The organism is Bacillus sp. FJAT-22090 (assembly GCF_001278755.1).
In the GTDB taxonomy this organism is placed as follows: domain Bacteria; phylum Bacillota; class Bacilli; order Bacillales_A; family Planococcaceae; genus Psychrobacillus.
On record NZ_CP012601.1, the window covers coordinates 1417396 to 1435710 of the forward strand.

The following is an 18315-nucleotide window of genomic DNA, read 5'->3' on the forward strand; positions in this document are numbered from 1 at the left end:
CCTCCTCTTATCTAACCTTACCTTAATTGCTTTTTAATGATTCTTCAATAATGCGTGATTGTTCTAACTTATAAGTATCAATATCACCTTCTGCTGGGCTTGAGCGATGAACCCGCCCAACGTACGAAATATCTTTTCCTTTAGCTAGATCTAGTAAATATGGCAGAGCAAAATTCCAAGAACCCATATTTTCTGTTTCTTCTTGTGCCCATACTAGTTGTTTTACGTTAGGATAGCGCTCGATAATGGCTTGAATTTTTTCAGCTGGGAATGGATATATTTGTTCAATACGAACAATATGCAAATAATCATATCCTTTTCCATCTTTTACTTTATCAGCCAAATCAATTGCCAATTTTCCACTAGCGAAAACGATTTTTTCAACTTTTTTCGTATTTTGCCCAAGACCTGGTTGTTCGATAACTGTTTCAAATTGACCAGTAGTTAACTCTGCTACATCTGCCCCTACTAAAGGATGGCGTAAAAGAGATTTCGGAGAAACAATGATTAATGGACGAATTGCTTCTTCTTTTAACATTTTAGCTTGTCTGCGTAAAATATGGAAATAGTTTGCCGCACTTGATAGATTAGCTACTGTCCAGTTGTTTTCTGCAGCAAGCTGCAAGTAACGTTCTAATCGAGCACTAGAATGTTCAGCACCTTGGCCCTCAGACCCATGAGGAAGTAACATAACTAGCCCTGATTTTAATCCCCATTTAGAACGCGCTGAACTGATGAAGTTATCAAACATAACTTGTGCCATATTTGCAAAATCACCATATTGCGCTTCCCAAATGGATAAGGAATTACTATCTTCCAGGTTATATCCAAACTCATAACCGAGTATTGCAGCCTCAGTTAATGGACTATTGTGAACAACGAATGATGCTTTTGAATCACTAATACTGTGAATTGGTGTTAGCTCTTCACCTGTTTTTTCATCATGAAGAACTAAATGTCTATGAGAGAAAGTCCCACGTTGTGCATCTTGTCCAGTTAATCGAATAGAATTTCCTTCTTGTAAAATAGTAGCGAATGCCAATGTTTCTGCATGTCCCCAGTCTACTTTACCTTTTCCTTTAAATGGTTCCTCACGACGTTTTAATATTTTCTCTAGTTTTTTAAATGCAGTAAATTCTTTTGGCCAAGTTAATAACTCTTCATTAATTTTTGCTAATTGACTTTCTGGTACCCCAGTTTGAATTTCAGGCATGCCATTTAATACAGCTTCCGGAATAATAATATCATGTGCTGTTGATTGTGGAAGTTCTTTCACACGATCATATGCCTTTTGCATACCGCTGAAAACATCTTGATCTAATGATTTAACATCTGTATCCTGTATTAAATTTTCCTCTACTAATTGTTTCCCATAAATTTCACGAACTGTTGGATGCTTGTGAATAATATGGTACATTGCTGGATTAGTTACAAGTGGTTCATCCATTTCGTTATGACCATAACGACGGTATCCAAGCAAATCAATTACAATATCTTTTCCAAACTGTTTACGGTAATCATAAGCAAATTTTGCTACAGCTATAACCGCTTCTGGATCATCAGCATTTACATGAATAACAGGCACTTCGTAACCTTTAGCTGGATCTGAAGAATAGTTAGTGGAACGAGAATCGTAATGTTCCGTAGTAAACCCTATCATGTTATTAGCAATAATGTGAATAGATCCACCCGTTTGGAAGCCACGAACTCGACTATAATTTAATACTTCAGTCACAATTCCTTGACCAGGAAAAGCCGCATCCCCATGAATTAATATAGCGAATGCTGCATTTTTATCTTGCACTGGATATCCTGAAGAATTTGTAGTCTCTTGAGCAGCACGAGTTTGCCCAGTGACAATTGGGCTTACCACTTCTAAATGGGATGGATTATACGCTAACTTAACAGTTAGACCAGATTTAGAATGATAAGAGGCACCATTATGGTATTTAACATCACCATACCACCCTTTAGAAATTTCTAAAGAACCATCCTTTGGTAGGAATGAGTCACTTGGTACATGTGCAAATTCAGCGAACATCATTTCATACGGCTTATTTAAAACGTGAGTTAACACATTTAATCGTCCACGGTGAGCCATTCCGATATTTACTTGTTTCGTATTTGTAGCGTCTGATTGACGTATTAATTCTTCAATAAGAACAACCAATGTGTCTAGACCTTCTACTGAAAATCGTTTTGCCCCAACAAAAGTACGGTGAATAAATTTTTCAAAACCTTCTATTTGAGTTAAACGTTTCAATAATTCTTTTTTATCATCTGCTGAAAGGTTCCCTTTTATAGCACCCTTTTCAATTCGTTCTTGTAACCATAAACGTTCGTCAGAATTTACAATATGAGCAAATTCAAAAGCAATATTATTTGTGTATACTGATTTTAAGTGCTCAATAGCTTGTAAACCATTTTTAACGTTTTCTGGTGGATTAGTAATAAGTAATTCTACTGGGATTTCAATCAAATCTTGTTCCGATAGATTGTATGTTTTTATATCAATTTTGGATTCGTTTTTAGGACCATCATTTAGTGGGTATACATTAGCAGCTAAGTGTCCATGTGAACGAATTGCATCTGCAAGTTGAATAGCACGAATAATTTTATCAAAATTATTCGGAGATACTGCAAGATTTGAAGCCTGAATATTTGATTCTGAGGATGAAGCTAAAGAAGGAGCTCCGTATTGTTTAAATAGATTCACTAATTCATTATCTACTTCTTCTGGAGATTGTAGATATAAATCGTACTGCTCCATTACATAACCAAGGTTAGGACCAGAAAAAGCTGACCAAGGTGTTTTATTGTTCGACATTTAGAAAAACCTCCAACATTTTGTGCCTATTATGGCTGATGATAAAAATGATTATAAATATATAATTACACACTAAAAATTAATATAAACTTATAAATACATACACAATTTGTGCACATTTACAGTTTACCATTCTTTCGCAATGACATAAAGAACCTTTTGAAAGAACGATTTTTCCATTACCATCTTACTACTATCTGAAAAAAATACAATCCTTTTTCACAAATTAATTTGAATTTAAAATTATTTTTTATCGCTCATTTTATTTTCACTTATTTAATTGAAATATTAGGAAAAAACAGACGAAAAATTGTTCCTTTTCCAGTCGTACTTTCTACTTCAATCTTCCCTCCATATTCAAGCATTAACATTTTTACAATACTTAAACCAAGACCAGAACCACCCTTTGATTTTGTCCTTGCTTCATCCACAATGTAAAATCGATCAAAGATTTTTGAAACTTGTTCTTCTGGAATTCCTATTCCATTATCTTGGACTGTAAGGATTGTATACAACCCATCTTTATAACCTTTGATTTTTATAATTGGATCATGCTCATTGTACTTAATTGAATTATCCATTAAGTTCCTTAAAATTTGCAGTAAAGCAGTTTGTTCAATTGTAGCTACATAGGTTGAATCAATTTCTACTTGTATACGGACATTTGGATGTACAAGCTTATATTCATTTTGTAATTGGCAAATAACTTCCAATATATTTGTTAAAGACATTTCTTTTGAATTCTCTCTTCTTGCAAGCTTCAACATTTCTTCCATGAGCTTTTTCATTTTTTGAATTTCAACAAGAGAAATTGATAACGATTCTTCTAATACTTCTTGTTCTTCCTTTCCCCAACGATTTAAAAGGGACAAGTGTCCTTCCACAACTTGTATTGGAGTTCTAAGTTCATGAGAAACATTATAAATAAACTCATCTTGCCTTTTAATCGTTTCTGAAACTTCATTCATTAGTTGTTTGTAAATAAGTAGAAGTTCACCAATTTCATCATTTGTTGAATAATTAAAACTTACTTCTTTTAAAAATTTGTGCTGTTTTGCTCTTTGCATTTCATTTCTTAACTCTTTAATAGGTTTTAATAAAATAGAAGAAATTGAATAACCAATTAGTGCAGATAATAAAAGTGAAATAACAGCAAAAATTAGCATCGCAATTAAAATATAGTTCATAAGCTGAGAAAAATTCTCAAGGTCATGAGAAATTTCTACATAACCCGAAAATGTTCCGAAGTTCAGTGTCTCTATTTTATGGAAAACAATTTGATCATTTACTACTTCGCGTTGAAAATCTTCCATATTGTACGTGAATTCCGGAAAATCACTTGCATCATTAATACGTAACAATTCTATACCATCTTTGTTCATTATACGAACAGATTGTTTTTGGTTCACAATTTGATTTAACAGTGTTCGATTTCTACTAATATCCTGAATCGTTAGAAAAGGCCCTTTTGATTCTATGAAGAGAACAACCTCATTTAAGGTGTTTTGTGCTATTTTCTTTTCTGAAATAAGCATCCAATTATAAAGAGAAAAATATAAAATGACACACATCGTAAGAAAGCTCAAGAAGATAGAAATAGCTGAACTAAAAGTCCATTTTTTTTGAAGGGTCCAATTTTTCATTTTCTCATCACATACCCTACCCCTCTGACTGTTTCAATCATATGAGAAACAGCAGGCAGCTTCTTTCTTAAATGCCTTATGTATACATCAACCACGTTAGTTTCAACCTCTGTGTCATACCCCCATACTGTTTGTAATATTGCATCTCTCGTTAAAACCTTATTTTCATTTTCCAATAGATAAACCAACATATCATATTCTGTCTTAGTGAGTTCTACCTCTATTTCTTCATAGAAAACTTGATGCGCATTCTTATCAACAACCAACTTATCCATTTCTAGCTTTGAAGAGGGTTCCGTGTAATTAGCAACCCTTCTCAATACCGCACGAATTCTTGCGAGTAACTCCTCTATCGCAAAGGGTTTAACAACGTAATCGTCAGCACCAGCCTCCAACCCAGAAACACGATCAATTATTGCATCTCGTGCAGTAATAAGAATTATTGGTGTATTTTTTTGTTTTCTAACTCTTCTACATATTTCAAGACCATTTAAACTTGGTAGCATCAAATCAACTAACAGCAAATCATATTGGTTTGAAATTGCAAGCTCCATACCCTCTCTACCATCATGACAAACGGTAACTTTAAAGCCCTCATGCTTTAATTCCAATTCAACAAATTTAGCTATATTCACTTCGTCTTCTATTATTAATAGATGAAATTCCATATTTTAACCCTACCTTTTAAAATAGCCGTTCAAATTAATTTTGAACGGCATTCGTATAAAGAAAGTTATTTTTACCAAGTTTTTTAGCAGCGTATAATGCTTGATCTGCTTTATCTAATAACTCGTCAACGCTTTTCCCATCGTGTGGATAAATGGATATTCCAATAGATGATGTTGGGGTAAATAGATGATCTCCTATCATCCAACCAATTTCTAACGTACCTTGGATAGCGTATATCAATTTTAAAATTTTTTCACTACTGCCATCTTTATAATCGTCTACTTTATCTACTATTATAACGAATTCGTCTCCGCCAAGCCTATAGCAATTGAACTGGCCATTAACGCAATGTTGAAGCTTTTCAGCAAAACGTATTAAAAATTGGTCTCCAACATCATGCCCAAATTGATCATTTACAGATTTAAAGTCATCCCCATCAATATATATCAATGCTATATTATTGTCGCCGTTTAGAGAGTCGATAGCTATTGGTAAATCTCGGTGAAACGATCGGCGATTTGGAAGCTCAGTTAAACTATCATGATAGGCCATAAACTTTAACTTATCTTCTAATTCTCTTTTTTCCGTAATTTCTCTTGAAACTACAACAAACCATTTCTCGTCTTCTTCATCTCTGTTCCTTTTTACTTCAGTAATTGAAGTATCTGCCCAGATAGTATTCCCATTCTTCTTCTTCATTAAAAGTTCTGTTCGATAAATACTATTTTCATCAATAGAGGGCAATAGATGTCCTGCCTCTACTCTGTCTTCTGATATTAAACTAAGATAATAAGTCCCAAGGAGCTCCTCTTTATCATATTGAAGAATAGTTTCATGACTAGGAGAAGAATATAGTAAATAACCTTCTTCATCTGTAATAGCTATGAGGTCATTTGAATATTCTGTTATTAGAGTAAATGTTCGCTCTATGTTTCGAAGCTCATCTATAATTCTTTTCTTTTCAGTAATATCAAATTGAATTGTTAAATACTTTTCAATTTCACCATGTTCGTTCATGATGGGTATTACATTTGCATCTACCCAATAAAAAGAACCTGACTTGGTCCGATTACGAATCTCACCCCGCCAAATACTACCATCTTTAACTGTGCTCCACATTTGTCTAAAGAAATTTTCATCATGGAAGTTTGAGTTTATCAATCGGAATGTTTTTCCAACAATTTCATTTTGTTTAAACTGGCAAGTATTTTCAAAAACTTGATTGACCATTTCAATTATGCCATTTTCATTGGTCATTGCTACTAAGGCAGCTTCATTGATTCCTTTTTTATAGCTTTCCAAAATATAGGTAGAAGCTTGCATTTCCTTAGATCGTGCTACTTTTTTTGTAATGGCGAGAATATATTGGTTTTCTCCATCAAAAATAGGGATAGCTGTAGTTTCATTAACATGCGTTAAATTGGAAATCGAAAAATGATCTTGATAAAAAATAGACTTCTTTTCCAAGAAAGCTCGTTTATAATTGTTGACTATTGTCATATAATGATATTCTTCTAAACAATCTTCTAATTTTTTTCCAATAGGATTTTCAAAAAAAACTTCTTCTGCTTTTTTATTAATACATTCATATATAAAAGTATCGTCTAATTTCCGCATAAGAAAGACATAATCATCTGACAAATCATATAGTAAACTAAATTGTTTTGGAGTTATAACTGCTTCAGTCATTATTTCAAAAAATCTCCTATCGGCATTGATTCTCATATCCTTTAATCATATTTATTTAACGATAAAGTTACAAGTATTTTAACAATTTTTATGGATATATCCTTCACAAAAAATTAACATATTATTAGAGACATTTCTCTATGCAAAAGGAAAAAAAATTAGTATATTATAAAAGCAAATAATTTTATAAGACAAAGTTCGCTTTGTCGAGGGAAGGCAAATGGTGCGCCACCAGTTTTGAGCTGGTCCTAGTAGGTTCGATTCCTACCCCGAAATTTTTTATGCATTTTAAAATGAAAAATTTCAGGGAACCTAGGATGATTATGCTCATTTTGGTTCTTTAAGGGGGCACTTATTTTGATTAGAAAACGTGATTTACATGAATGCACTGCGCTTTACGAACTAATGTCTGACCCTAGCGTTCTTGCTTATGTTCGTCAAAAAGCTAGTTCAGCAGACGAATATTGGTTCATGACAAAGCAGTTAATGGAAGAAGAAGAGAAAGGTTTATCGATTTCTAGAACCATTATCAGTGATTATGGTCAACCGATAGGAACTATAAACTTATTTGATATAGAAGACGGAGCTGGATTCCTCGGTACCTGGATCGGAAAACCATTCCAAGGACTAGGTTACAATAAAAAAGCAAAAGAACAGTTTTTAAATGAAATGTTTTTCGAAACAGATATTCATACAATCTTTCTTCGTATTCGAAGAAGCAATGTCAAAAGTATTCGAGCTACCGAGAAACTTCCTTACGTTCTTAAAGCAAATACAACCCATTCTAAAATTTATGAGGCAATTAATAGCCAGTCAGATATTTATGATCTTTACTATATTCCAAAAGACTTGTTCCATCTAGTAATGTTACAACAAAGTACAGAGGAAGAACAAGCAATGTAATAATAGAAAACAGAAGTATGTACGGTTAATTCATATAAAGAACTCCCGTCAAATAGCTATTTGACGGGAGTTCTTTATTTTTATTTTTTATGCGATAAAAGAATTTCAACAAATTGGCTTGGAGTTTTAGGAGAATTTGCAGCTTTTTGTTTATTTATAATTGTTTCCTTAGCGTTAACTAGCTTTGTAATCGATTCTAGAAATGATTGTTGTGTTAAGTTTTCCTCTTCTAATACAATTCCGAATCCTTGATTCTCAAAATAGTTCGCATTTAGTAATTGATCTCCCCTACTTGCATGAATCGATAAAGGAATTAAAAGCATTGGTTTTTTTAAAGCTAAAAATTCAAATATAGAATTTGATCCTGCTCGCGTAATAACATAATCTGAAATCTTTAATAAATGAGGGAGCTCAGTTGTGACATATTCGAATGCAATATAATTTGGTTTTCCTGTTAGTGATGCATTTAAGTTACCTTTACCACAAAGATGTATGATTTGATATTTTTTCGTTAACTCATCTAAGTTGTCGTAAATGGCTTCGTTTATTTTAGCTGCTCCCTGGCTACCACCCATTATAATAATAGTCTCTTTGTTTGCTTTAAACCCAGTCAGCTGCTCTGCTATTAATTCATCGCCATTAAACAAATCTGGACGAATAATCGCTCCGATAGACGATGACTTTTCTGCAGGAAGGTATTTCAATGTTTCTTCAAAAGTAGTAAATATGTGTTTTGCGAAGGAGCTAGCAATTTTATTTGCAAGTCCAGGTGTTATATCCGATTCATGAATAACTACTGGTATATTAGCGAATTTTGCAGCAATTACGACAGGAACAGAAACAAATCCCCCTTTAGAAAAGATGAGTGATGGTTTGACTTTTCTAATGATTCTTGTCGCTTGAAGTGTTCCATAAAGGACCTTAAATGGATCGGAAAAATTTTTAATGGAAAAGTATCTTCTTAGTTTGCCATTTGAAATTGCTTGATACGGTAACGATGGGAAACTTTTTGTGATAATCGATTTCTCTATTCCATCTGAAGAACCTATATAATGAAGTTCATAGCCTTTATCTATTAATTCGGGAATAATTGCTTCATTTAATGAAACATGCCCTGCAGTACCTCCACCTGTTAATACAATTGTGTTATTATTCATTAATAATCTCCTAACTATTTTATAACTTTAAAGGATGTATGCAAAATGCAAGAAACGAAAACATTATCTGATAAAATGATTCAAATGATTAAAATAGTCTTACCTATTTTAATCACACAATTAGCACTATATTTATTGACATTTTTTGATGTATTAATGACCGGAAAATTTAGTATTGATCATTTAGCAGGTGTTTCGATAGGTTCATCTCTTTGGGTGCCTGTATATACTGGTCTTACCGGTATATTATTAGGCATTACGCCAATTGTAGCACAATTAATAGGAGCAAAAAAGAAGGAAGAAGTCCGTATTTTTGTTCAGCAAGGATTTTATATAGCTCTCTTGTTAGCAATCATCATTTTTGTTGCTGTCCTATTATTAATTGATCCTGTTCTTCAGCGTATATCCCTCGAGGATAGTGTACGCGAAGTAGCAAAGAAATATTTATATATGATGAGTATTGGTCTTGTTCCCCTATTCCTTTATAGTGTAATTCGCTCTTTTATTGATGCTTTAGGAAAAACACGTGTATCAATGGTTATTACTCTTTTGTCTGCTCCCATCAACATTGCATTAAATTATGTATTTATTTACGGGAAGTTAGGCATGCCTGCTTTAGGAGGCGTAGGAGCTGGATTAGCATCGGCACTTACTTATTGGTTAATATTCCTTATTTCAATAGTGATCGTGTATCGTAATAAACCATTTGCTGAATTACATATTTTCAATGGTTGGAGAGCGCCTTCCTTACAAAAAATAGGATCGATTACTAAGATTGGTTTTCCAATTGGGATTTCCATTTTTGCAGAAACAACCATTTTTTCTGCTGTCACATTATTTATGAGTGCTTATTCAACAGAAGTGATATCAGCTCATCAGATTGCTATGAACTTTACTTCCCTACTTTATATGATTCCATTAAGTATTGCGATGGGAGCTACAATACTTGTTGGGCATGAAGTAGGTGCAAATAGATTTAAAGATGCAAAAACTTATAGCTGGCTTAGCGTAGTTACAGCCGTCCTATTCAGCTTTATATCCGCATCAATACTTCTCTTGTTTAAAGAGCAAATAGCATCTATTTATACAAATGATCAAGCTGTAATCACATTAACTATTCAATTTTTCTTTTTTGCTGCGTTATTTCAATTATCAGATGCAATCCAAGCACCTGTTCAAGGAGCACTTAGAGGATACAAGGATGTAACAATCACATTCATTATGTCAATTGTTTCTTATTGGATAATAGGATTGCCTACTGGATACATACTAGCAAACTATACTTCTTTTGAACGCTTTGGATATTGGATAGGCTTAATCGTAGGGTTAACATTAGGGGCTATCACGCTCTGTTCAAGACTTATCTATTTACAAAAAAGAATAACAAAAAACGACGCTTAAAAGCGTCGTTTTTATTTTCCTATAAATTGTTGTGTCCAATAGAAACCACTATCTGATAATCCAACGCCTATATGTGTAAAGGATGGATTCATTATATTTTCTCTATGGCCTGGAGATTTCATCCATGCATCCACTACCTCTTCAGCACTTGGTTGACCCATAGCAATGTTTTCACCTGCAGAATTATAAGTGATTCCTAAAGCTTTCATTTGATCGAATGGTGAACCGTACGTTGGACTAGTATGAGAAAAATAGTTTTTATTTTTCATATCCTGTGATTTTTCCTGTGCTGATTGGGTAAGCTTTACATCAATTTGTAACGCTTTTAATCCTTCTTTAGCACGTTCTTGGTTAGTTAAATCCACAACTTGTTGAACTGTTGAAGATACTTGTCCAATATCATTTGCAGTTGTTCCAGACTTTTGAGTACTAGCTTCCTGATTTGGTGTTACAGGATTTTGTTTCGTACTTTCGATTGGCTGGCTATTTTTATTTATATATGAAAAAGGTTCATTCCCTTTTTGTTTTACAGAAATATTAGCTTCTGAAGTAGTATTTGAATTTGAATTTCCCGTGGACATAGAAGCTTCAACAGATTGAGTTGTAAATAACAGACTTCCTGCAAGTAATCCAACTATTAACGAATAATTTTTATTCATTTTCTATTCCTCCTTCTTTTGCTCCACTATTATAAACATATGAAAGAAAAAATAATTTTTATAAAATATTCCATTGAAACCATTAAGATAAATAACTAGATAGCAACAACTATCCATCTTCAAATAGATGGATATTATAACCACAGTTTAGAAATATTTCATCTCGAACACTGTTGACAGTTTTATATAAAAAACTATTAAGGTAGGGCACTTGCACATATTATTTAAATTTTTTATCAAAATCCCCATTCAAAAAAACCAGTCGCCGGTGTAATTACCGTCAACTGGTTGTTTAAAAAGATGTTTTATTCCCTATCTCAATTATTAGGAGTCAGTCCCTAATCTTGGTAGGTTTCACTTCATTACTTACCTATAAATTGTTGAGTCCAATAATATCCACTATCTGATAATCCAACTCCAATATGTGTATAAGAAGGATTCATAATATTTTCTCTGTGGCCAGGTGAATTCATCCATCCGTCAACTACTTCTTTTGCACTACGTTGACCCATCGCAATATTTTCTCCAGCCGCTTTGTATGTTACACCAAAAGATTTCATTTGATCAAATGGTGAACCGTATGTTGGACTAGTATGAGAAAAATAGTTTTTGTCTTTCATGTCTTGTGATTTTGCTTGAGCTGATTGTGTTAATTTCGTATCGATTTGTAATGCTTTTAAACCTTGTTTAGCACGTTCTTGGTTAGTTAAATCTACAACTTGTTGAATTTCAGAAGATACTTTCACTTCTTCTTTATTTTCTGTAGCTGGTTTTTGAACTACTGGTTCTTTTACTGTATTTGTTGGTGCTTGTGCAACTGGTTTTTTAACAGGAACATTTGGTTTTTCTACTGGTTGCTTCTCTGTTACAACAGGTTTTTCTACTGGCTGTTTCTCTGTTACAACTGGTTTTTCTACTACCGGTTTTTCTACTACTGGTTCTTTTTCTTTCACAACTGGTTTTTCAGCTGCTTTTTCTTCTTCCATATTGACAAAGTATTTAGCAACAATTTGATTTGCAACTAATTTAGCATTAGCTACATATTTAAAGTTATCGTATGCTCTCCAATTATATTGATTTATTAATTTATATGGAGACTTCAATTGATAATTAACAACTGCTTTTGCCTCGGAAGTGGTGTTTGAATTTCCAGTTGTTGTTGATGCTTCAGCTGTATTTGTTGATAAAAACAAGCTTCCTGCAAGTAATCCAACTATGATTGAATTTTTTTTATTCATTCTCATTTCCTCCTTCTTTTGTGCACCCTTATTGTAAACATAAAAGAGGAGGAATTTTTCACATAACATTTACCAACAAAACCATTAGATTAAAATATATTGATAGAAACAGAGTACTATTTGATTACTTTTGGATATAATGACCAATAAAATTAAAATTTACACATCATTCGCTGTTGACACTTTTAAATACTCCTCTTCATAGACAGATAATAAGACATGTTTATCTTCTTCACTAAGCTCACTACCTTGTATACGTTGAATCGCAAGCTGATACTTTTTTACTGAAGATAACCTTGCTCTAGGATGAGTAAATTCATCTTTTAACTCACTGTTTATAACAAGACGAATCTCGTCCTCTGTTAGAATTTTTTCTAGAGCAATTCTTCCTTTATATAATTGTTGAAAAGCCTTTATCATATTGAAACACTTCCCATCATCTCGAGTTTATCAATTTTATCTCCGATAATAACGATCTGAGGATCCATCTTCATGTACTCAGGTATCCATTGAACCATTCCATATGCATATTGAAATAGAAAGGGATATTTATGACCTTTTAATGGTACATAGCCTTTCATCCGATATACCGTATCAGGGAGACTTCTTACCCAAGTCTCAAACTCTTCTTGTTCAACTGCCTCTTGAAAAGTATATAGACGGGTAGACAGAAATAGTTGTTTACCTAGAGCTGTTTCGTTAATGTCTTTCTCATGGTGAGTAGCTTCTAGCCTTTTTATCAATGATAATGGAAGTTTACTATTGGATGTTTGTATAATCGGAGCAGAACTATTTAAAGACTGTAATTGCATAGTGACAGTTGCTACTTCCGAATCACTGAGTAAATCAATTTTGTTTGCTACTATTAGATGGGCGTGTCGTATTTGTTCTAAAAACAACATTCTTGTTTGAGGCGTCAAGTGATCACGATCTATCCATCTCTTACAATCCGCAACTGTTATAATCCCTTTCATATTTAATTTATTTGCAAATAGTGGTGAAAAAACTGCATCCATCGCTTCAACGGGATGAGCAGCACCTGTTGTCTCTATTATTAAGACATCAAATTCCTCTCCTTCTAAAAGCATTTGAAGCTGTGCTTCCATCTTTTCAGATCCTGTACAGCATATGCATCCTTCCAACATTTCTTTTAAAGGTATATCTTCATCTACAGCTTGGCTATCGAAATTAAGTTTCCCTAACTCGTTCATAATGACTGCAGGTTTAATACCCTCTTCTTTAAATTGAGCAATTAAATGTGATAATAAGGAGGTTTTTCCGCTTCCTAAAAAGCCACTTAATAGATAAACATCTTTCATTTTATGTTTTCTCCTTTCATTTCAGCTATGTTAAACTTTGCAATTGTTAAACTACAATCATATAAGGATATGAGTCAATTTGACTTTGCGCTTATACACAAGACCGCAAGAGAAAAAGTAACTTACTGTCCCATAGGACAGTTCATCCGACTAACAAGGTGCAAATCTGAATAACTGAGCTTTCATTTAAAAAGCTGACCTATGAAGGTCAGCTTTATTTTTACTTATTCAGAAGCTCCAAAACAACTTCTTTAGCTTTTTGTAATTGCGGATCATCTTCTAATACTTTTGCACGAAGTTTATCCATTAATAAATAAGAAGTTTCTCCTGATAGTTCACCAGTTGATTCAAGCTTGTTTTCAGCTTGGAATTTTTTCACTGCTATAGTCATTTGATTATCGAAGTTTTCGTTTATTTCACCAACTTCATATCCAACTGCTTTTAACATTTCTTTAGCATTTTGAATAACTTCTGAAGATTGGCCTTCTTTTAAAGTTTCAGCAGGATCTAATGGTGCAAGCATTGCATAGGATGGGTATTCGACAGCATAATCAGGGGCAATCCCTTTCTCATGTATCCAATTACCGTCAGGCGTTAACCATTTAGCAGTCGTAATTTTAATGTTCGATCCATCTGGTAAATCATTAACTGATTGAACTGTACCTTTACCAAATGAATTTAAACCTACTAATGGGATATCTGCAGATTCACTTAATGCGCCAGCTAAAATTTCTGATGCGGATGCACTTCCTTCATCAATGATCAAGGATACTGGTACCTTAACCTTCTCACCTGGAGAAGCTGAATAAACAAACGGTTTTCCTTTTTCTTGTATTTGGACGATTGACTTTCCATCTTTTAAGAAAAGATTAGAGATATCAATAGCACTATCAAGAAGACCACCTGGGTTTTGACGAACATCGATAACCAATGCCTTCATTCCTTGACTTTCCATCTCGCTAATAGCGGTCAAAAGTTCATCATATGTGTCTCTAGAGAAGCTAGATATAATAATATGTGCAACATTATCACCAACCATTTCAGCATAAACCGTTTCGATTGGAATATCATCACGTACTATTTTAATATCCATTGTTTCACTTTCTCCACGTTGAATGGAAAGTGTAACTTCTGTACCTTTATTACCACGTATTAGAAGTACAGCTTCAGAGGCAGTATATCCTTTTATATCTTTTCCATCTACTGCAAGAATTTTGTCATTAGGCAATATCCCTGCTTTTTCGGCTGGAGAATTCTTAATAGGAGATACTACAGTGATCACACCATCTCTTTCTTGAATCTCTGCACCAATCCCTTGGAAGCTAGAAGATATACTCTCATTAAACTGAGAGGCTTCTTCTTTATTCATATAATCAGAATATGGATCTTCTAGTGCATCAATCATTCCATTAATGGCACCGTTAACTACTGAATCTTGATCAATATCTTTATAGTATTCTTCTTTTAACTTATCATATGCCATATAAAGTTTAGAGAACTCAGTTCTTTCTGATTCGGGTAATTCTTCGCCTAGGACATTACTTTTGCTAACATTTAAAATCATCATCGTTAGTGCAGCTGTTGCGACGATTAATGCTAAAATCATTACGAAAAAACCAAATGGCTTTATCTTTATATAACGTGATGCAGGTTTCTCTTCAGTAGATTCCACTTCATCATTTGATTGTTTTTGTTCGTCCAAATTTTTCACCCTTTTCTTCCAAAAATCTTATAAAATAGACTGTCATCTCCATGACAGTCTATTTATCAAGATAATCTAGTTAAGAAGTAAACTCTTCGAAAAGACAGGTTAGTCTTGAATAGCTGCTTCTAGCGCAACAACTACCATATCGTTGAACGTAGTTTGACGCTCTTCAGATGTCGTTGCTTCACCTGTAATAATATGATCGCTTACAGTTAGAACTGAAAGAGCTTGACGACCAAATTTAGCAGCTAGAGTATAAAGTGCAGCTGATTCCATTTCCACTGCTAATACACCATAACTTGCCCATTTTTCATTTTGTGCATTTTCGTTATAGAATAAATCTGCTGTAAAAACATTACCTACTCTTAAATTTAACCCTGCTTCTTTTCCAGCATTATATGCTTTATATAATAAATCGAAATCTGCAGTTGGAGCATAGCTTACATCATCTAATAAAACTTTGTTTAAAGTAGAATCTGTTGAAGCACTTTGAGCAAGAATAACGTCACGTACTTTCACGTCTTTTTGTATTGCTCCACATGTACCTACACGAATCAATTTTTGTACATCATAATCATTCATTAATTCATGAACATAAATTGAAATAGAAGGCACGCCCATCCCAGTACCTTGTACTGAAATTCTTTTTCCCTTATATGTACCAGTATATCCAAACATGTTACGAACCTCATTATATTGGACAACATCTTCTAAAAATGTTTCTGCAATATATTTTGCACGAAGTGGATCTCCGGGTAGTAAAATTGTATCTGCAATTTCACCTTTTTTTGCTCCAATGTGTATACTCATTTAAATACCTCATTTCTATAACGTTTCGGCTTAATGATACCGTTTTTTTAGTTTAAATGCAACGATATTGCTAGCGTACCGCTTCATAATATGACTCCCAAAGTTCATCAAAAACTGTCGCACTCATATCAGGATGTGCAAGTTCTTCAATATATTTAGAGAGCGCATCAAATGAAGTCTCTGCTTTTGGAAAATCATGTTGATTAAACATCGTTTCTGCAAACAAACTCTTTTTATCCTTCTTTCCTCCTCCTCGGTATTTTAAAACATATAAATAAAATGATTGTTTCATATTACACCTCCAACTTTAGTCATGAAGTCATAGATTTTGAAAAAACATGTAGATAATTCTATCTAAAACAAGTAAACTTTAAAGTAATCAAAAAGCATTACAATAAAGGGGTTGTTATGATTGTTAAAGAGGTTCAATAAAAAAATTAAACCTATGAATTCAACAAAAAAGAATAAAAAAGAAAAGAAAACCTTAAAGATTAAGAAAATTCCTTCATTAAATTTATTTAGTAAAAACAAAAAAGCGAAAAATTTCACTTCCATCTCTTCCAAAAAGAATATTGTAAACTCAATTAGAGGTAGAGTAATTATTATCTTTTCAGTGCTAATAGTAATCTTAATATCCATGCTAGTATTGACCTCTAATAAAATGTATACATCTCAAAAAGCTCTCGAGAAATTTACGAACGTAGATATTAAAGAACAAATGATGGTAAATCAAATTTCAACGGAAATTGCTCAACTAGCTAACGCAGAACAGAGCTATATCATAACCGGTAAGTCAAATTATATGGCAAGTCATAAGAAATATAAAGATGCAATCATAACACACATTAAAGAATTGAATATAACATATAGAAATCGACCAGAGGAATTACAAAAAATATTATCAATTGATCAGTTTTTTACAACCTACCTACAATATTCAGATCGTGTAATTAATATCCGAGATGAGCAAGGCATTGAATCTGCACAAAAACTAGTAAACGCAGGTAACGGGAAAACAGCAATGAATTATATTGATGTACATATAGCTGCAATGAACGAACTGCTAGCCGAAAAAAATGCAAATCAAATTGCCCTTTTAAAAAAGGAAAATAATACAGCAATGTATTTGTTCATTGCTCTAACGGTATTCTCAGTAGCTTTAACATTATCTTTTGGTATTTACTTATTCTATTCTATCAAACGTAGTACGAATTCTATTAACCGATCTATATTAGATATAGCTCAAGCTGGCGGTGACTTGACTAGGAGAGTAAAAGTTAGATCAAAAGATGAATTTGCTGAAATTGCTGAAAGTACAAACGTTTTAATCGCCTCTATCGCAAATTTAGTAAAACGTGTAAGTTTACTGACTGAGAATGTTTCTGCAAGCGGACAAGAGCTCATGGCTTCTTCTGATGAAACAGCAATAACAATTCAATCGATAGCTGATTCTACGAACGAAATCGCTGCAGGAAGTGAACAAACAATACGTAGTATGAATGTTGCCATTCAAAAGATGAATTTACTAGAAGAAGCAACAAGATATTTGAACAATGATGCACAAGCAGTTAAAGAAGCAACAGATCAAATGATGACAGCTGCACGTAAAGGTGGAGAATCAGTACAGCACTCTTCTAATGTAATGATGAGCATCGAAGAGACAATGGCTAACACTTCTCAAACTGTTCAAGCACTTGGTACAAAATCGTATGAAATCACTTCTATCATTAAAACAATTACTGCAATTGCAGAACAAACAAACCTTCTTGCCCTAAATGCAGCTATTGAAGCTGCTAGAGCAGGAGAACATGGACGAGGCTTTGCCGTAGTTGCCGATGAGGTTCGTAAACTTGCTGAACAATCTCAAAATGCTGCAAAAGAAGTTACCGGAATTGTTACCTCCATTCAATCCGAAGTTACTTCCATCGTAAAACAAAATCATGAAGGTGTAGAAAATGTAATTCGCGGTGTGGAAGTAGCAAATGAAACAAATGCATCATTAGAGCAAATAATGAATCAGACAAATGAAACGATTACAATCATCGATAAAATGGTAAAACAAATTGAAGAAACGCTTAACTTTAGTCATGAAGTTGCTGCTTCTTTCATTGAAGTTAATCAGATTGCGGAAAATACAGCAACTAATACAGAAACATCTGCCGCCGCAGCACAGGAAGGTTCAGCTGCAATGGAAGAAATTAATGCTTCTGCTGTAGAGTTATCAAATCAAGCAGATGAGCTTAGAAATGTTGTCAATGAATTTAAGCTATAATAAAAGAAGCACAGAAGATATTG

15 protein-coding genes are annotated in these 18315 nt (G+C 33.4%); 3 read left to right on the top strand and 12 right to left on the bottom strand.

Annotated elements, in window-relative coordinates; genetic code table 11:
- Positions 1–22 precede the first annotated feature (22 nt).
- The 4 genes from AM499_RS07515 to AM499_RS07530 all read right to left on the bottom strand — a co-directional run bounded on the left by AM499_RS07515 (position 23) and on the right by AM499_RS07530 (position 6828).
- Positions 23–2827 (bottom strand): 2-oxoglutarate dehydrogenase E1 component, encoded by a 2805-nt coding sequence (locus tag AM499_RS07515; protein ID WP_053589620.1) that lies wholly within the window; start codon positions 2825–2827, stop codon positions 23–25.
- A gap of 272 nt (positions 2828–3099) precedes the next feature.
- The gene (locus tag AM499_RS07520; protein WP_053589621.1) at positions 3100–4470 is read right to left on the bottom strand and encodes a sensor histidine kinase; all 1371 of its coding nucleotides are present in this window, start codon (positions 4468–4470) and stop codon (positions 3100–3102) included.
- Positions 4467–5138, bottom strand: a complete 672-nt coding sequence (locus AM499_RS07525; protein ID WP_053589622.1) for a response regulator transcription factor — start codon at positions 5136–5138, stop codon at positions 4467–4469. Before AM499_RS07525 ends, AM499_RS07520 begins: the two co-directional genes overlap by 4 nt.
- Before the next feature lie 34 nt (positions 5139–5172).
- Positions 5173–6828: a diguanylate cyclase domain-containing protein gene (locus AM499_RS07530; protein WP_053589623.1), complete on the bottom strand. Its 1656-nt coding sequence runs from the start codon at positions 6826–6828 to the stop codon at positions 5173–5175.
- 357 nt (positions 6829–7185) lie between these two features.
- On the opposite strand from AM499_RS07530, the gene AM499_RS07535 reads away from it, so the two are divergent.
- Positions 7186–7731: a GNAT family N-acetyltransferase gene (locus tag AM499_RS07535; protein WP_053589624.1), complete on the top strand. Its 546-nt coding sequence runs from the start codon at positions 7186–7188 to the stop codon at positions 7729–7731.
- 80 nt (positions 7732–7811) lie between these two features.
- On the opposite strand, the gene AM499_RS07540 is transcribed toward AM499_RS07535, so the two are convergent.
- Positions 7812–8888: an undecaprenyldiphospho-muramoylpentapeptide beta-N-acetylglucosaminyltransferase gene (locus tag AM499_RS07540; RefSeq protein ID WP_053589625.1), complete on the bottom strand. Its 1077-nt coding sequence runs from the start codon at positions 8886–8888 to the stop codon at positions 7812–7814.
- A 45-nt stretch (positions 8889–8933) separates the two neighbouring features.
- On the opposite strand from AM499_RS07540, the gene AM499_RS07545 reads away from it, so the two are divergent.
- A complete protein-coding gene (locus AM499_RS07545) occupies positions 8934–10289 on the top strand; it encodes an MATE family efflux transporter (RefSeq protein ID WP_053589626.1) in 1356 nt (451 codons plus the stop codon).
- 11 nt (positions 10290–10300) lie between these two features.
- Here AM499_RS07545 and AM499_RS21305 read toward each other — a convergent pair whose 3' ends face one another.
- From AM499_RS21305 to AM499_RS07580, 7 genes are all read right to left on the bottom strand, one after another.
- Complete coding sequence (locus tag AM499_RS21305; protein ID WP_082355200.1) at positions 10301–10948, bottom strand: CAP domain-containing protein; 648 nt, start codon at positions 10946–10948, stop codon at positions 10301–10303.
- Between the two features lie 362 nt (positions 10949–11310).
- Positions 11311–12186 carry a CAP domain-containing protein gene (locus AM499_RS07555; RefSeq protein ID WP_053589627.1) on the bottom strand — a complete coding sequence of 292 codons (876 nt, stop codon included), beginning with the start codon at positions 12184–12186 and terminating at the stop codon, positions 11311–11313.
- Between the two features lie 159 nt (positions 12187–12345).
- Entirely contained in the window at positions 12346–12606 is a 261-nt protein-coding gene (locus AM499_RS07560) for a hypothetical protein (protein WP_053589628.1), read from the bottom strand.
- Entirely contained in the window at positions 12603–13505 is a 903-nt protein-coding gene (locus AM499_RS07565) for a CobW family GTP-binding protein (RefSeq protein WP_053589629.1), read from the bottom strand. Before AM499_RS07565 ends, AM499_RS07560 begins: the two co-directional genes overlap by 4 nt.
- A 220-nt stretch (positions 13506–13725) precedes the next feature.
- Entirely contained in the window at positions 13726–15207 is a 1482-nt protein-coding gene (locus AM499_RS07570) for a S41 family peptidase (RefSeq protein ID WP_053592127.1), read from the bottom strand.
- A gap of 108 nt (positions 15208–15315) precedes the next feature.
- Entirely contained in the window at positions 15316–16020 is a 705-nt protein-coding gene (deoD, locus tag AM499_RS07575; RefSeq protein ID WP_053589630.1) for a purine-nucleoside phosphorylase, read from the bottom strand.
- A 70-nt stretch (positions 16021–16090) separates the two neighbouring features.
- Complete coding sequence (locus AM499_RS07580; protein WP_053589631.1) at positions 16091–16312, bottom strand: YozE family protein; 222 nt, start codon at positions 16310–16312, stop codon at positions 16091–16093.
- Between the two features lie 153 nt (positions 16313–16465).
- Between AM499_RS07580 and AM499_RS07585 the strand changes: the two genes are divergently transcribed.
- On the top strand, positions 16466–18292 hold the full coding sequence (locus AM499_RS07585; protein ID WP_053592128.1) for a methyl-accepting chemotaxis protein: 1827 nt from the start codon (positions 16466–16468) through the stop codon (positions 18290–18292).
- Positions 18293–18315 lie beyond the last annotated feature (23 nt).

Bases quoted from the DNA above. Each gene is read 5' to 3' on its own strand.
- AM499_RS07515 (WP_053589620.1), bottom strand. From the start codon at position 2,827: ATGTCGAACAATAAAACACCTTGGTCAGCTTTTTCTGGTCCTAACCTT.
- AM499_RS07520 (WP_053589621.1), bottom strand. From the start codon at position 4,470: ATGAAAAATTGGACCCTTCAAAAAAAATGGACTTTTAGTTCAGCTATT.
- AM499_RS07525 (WP_053589622.1), bottom strand. From the start codon at position 5,138: ATGGAATTTCATCTATTAATAATAGAAGACGAAGTGAATATAGCTAAA.
- AM499_RS07530 (WP_053589623.1), bottom strand. From the start codon at position 6,828: ATGACTGAAGCAGTTATAACTCCAAAACAATTTAGTTTACTATATGAT.
- AM499_RS07540 (WP_053589625.1), bottom strand. From the start codon at position 8,888: ATGAATAATAACACAATTGTATTAACAGGTGGAGGTACTGCAGGGCAT.
- AM499_RS07545 (WP_053589626.1), top strand. From the start codon at position 8,934: ATGCAAGAAACGAAAACATTATCTGATAAAATGATTCAAATGATTAAA.
- AM499_RS21305 (WP_082355200.1), bottom strand. From the start codon at position 10,948: ATGAATAAAAATTATTCGTTAATAGTTGGATTACTTGCAGGAAGTCTG.
- AM499_RS07555 (WP_053589627.1), bottom strand. From the start codon at position 12,186: ATGAATAAAAAAAATTCAATCATAGTTGGATTACTTGCAGGAAGCTTG.
- AM499_RS07560 (WP_053589628.1), bottom strand. From the start codon at position 12,606: ATGATAAAGGCTTTTCAACAATTATATAAAGGAAGAATTGCTCTAGAA.
- AM499_RS07565 (WP_053589629.1), bottom strand. From the start codon at position 13,505: ATGAAAGATGTTTATCTATTAAGTGGCTTTTTAGGAAGCGGAAAAACC.
- deoD (WP_053589630.1), bottom strand. From the start codon at position 16,020: ATGAGTATACACATTGGAGCAAAAAAAGGTGAAATTGCAGATACAATT.
- AM499_RS07580 (WP_053589631.1), bottom strand. From the start codon at position 16,312: ATGAAACAATCATTTTATTTATATGTTTTAAAATACCGAGGAGGAGGA.
- AM499_RS07585 (WP_053592128.1), top strand. From the start codon at position 16,466: ATGAATTCAACAAAAAAGAATAAAAAAGAAAAGAAAACCTTAAAGATT.